This is a genomic window from Bradyrhizobium sp. Kon58, assembly GCF_055807455.1.
Genome location: NZ_JBVVOT010000083.1, coordinates 1 through 1,334 on the forward strand (window position 1 = coordinate 1; position 1,334 = coordinate 1,334).

The following is a 1,334-nucleotide window of genomic DNA, read 5'->3' on the forward strand; positions in this document are numbered from 1 at the left end:
TTTGCGCGAGAGCCAATCGCTGTTGCTCAAGGTACAGAGCGCATAGGCTTTCATCGGGAGCAGGAGGAAGATGTTGATCGGGGTGTGCAGCGAGAAGCCGAGAAATCGAAGCTCGCCGGCGCGCAGGGCTGCCACGCTGCATCGAATCATGGTCATCGCGACGATGGTCAGACCGGTCCACCAGGGCACGGAGCCCGTGAGCGCGAGCTGAGCGAGCGCGGCAATCGATGAGATGGCGAGCAGCAGCGGGCCGAGGTTCTGTCCAACCACGTCCAGCGTGAGGTACCGGTCGAGGCCGGGCAGCAGGTGCAAACCGAGCAGCGTGTCGCGGTAGGTGCTGCGTGCCCAGCGGAGCTGTTGGCGCAGATACGGCAAGAGCGTGTCCGGGACCACCGTGGCGGCGATGGCGTCCGGAACGTACTCCGTTCGGAACCCTGCCTTGAGCATGAGGATGGTCAGATGACGGTCCTCACCGAAGTCGCTGGGTTTTCCCCGGAAGAACTGCGTCTCGTATTGCTCGAGCAGCAACAGCAGCGCGGATCGCCGGTACATGGCGCACGGCCCACAGCAGCACATGACGGCACCAAACCGCGTCTGCGCCGCGCGCTCCTCGTTGCAAGCCAACCAGTACTCCATGTCGATCAATCGGGTCAGCCAGCTGTCGTTTCGGTTGCTGGCCTTCAATTGGCCCATGGCCGCGCCGACGGCTGGATCCTGCATCTTGCGCACGAGCTTGCTGACCACGTCGCTGTCGATTTCCGTGTCGGAGTCGACGTTGAGCACGAGATCGCCGAATGAGCGGCGAATCGCTGCGATCTGCGCCTTGCGTTTTCCAACATTGCTTGGCAGCAGAATGAAGGTGAATCTCGGGTCATACGCGTAGCTCGCGTGGACCGCGGCCACTGCGCCGACATTTGCAGAGCCGTCGTCGACCACGTAGACCTGCAATCGCCCTGGGTAATCCTGACTTGCGATAGACTTCAGGCAGGCCGCCAGCGTGCGCGGGTCCTCGTTGAAGCAGGGCACGATGACATCGACGCTGGGCAGAGCTTCGGCGTCGACCGCGTCGTACGGCGGCAGTGGAGCGTCGCTTTGCAGCGCATAAAGCGCCTGCGCGCTCTTGTGGACGCTGGAGAGCAACGCGTAGGAGGCAACAGCAGCGGTGCTGATGGTGGCAAGCAGGCTCATGGGAATCGATCTATTCAGTGAGGTTGAGGAAGCGACCGGATTGCAAATCCACGGTCATGCAGTGCTGGAATGAGTTGGGCGAGCGCCGTCACGGTCTGGTCGCGCCGACCAGCATGAGGGCAGCGTCCCAACTCGTCGGGAGGGCA

Annotated in this window: 1 protein-coding gene and 1 pseudogene; both read right to left on the bottom strand. The window is 62.7% G+C overall.

Annotation, left to right across the window (positions count from 1 at the left end; translation table 11 throughout):
• Positions 1-1,188: chitooligosaccharide synthase NodC (nodC, locus tag AC0L20_RS39490; RefSeq protein WP_473295586.1), on the bottom strand; the 1,188-nt coding region annotated here is incomplete at its 3' end.
• A 14-nt stretch (positions 1,189-1,202) separates the two neighbouring features.
• Positions 1,203-1,334, bottom strand: a pseudogene (locus AC0L20_RS39495) (chitooligosaccharide deacetylase NodB); the annotation flags it as partial.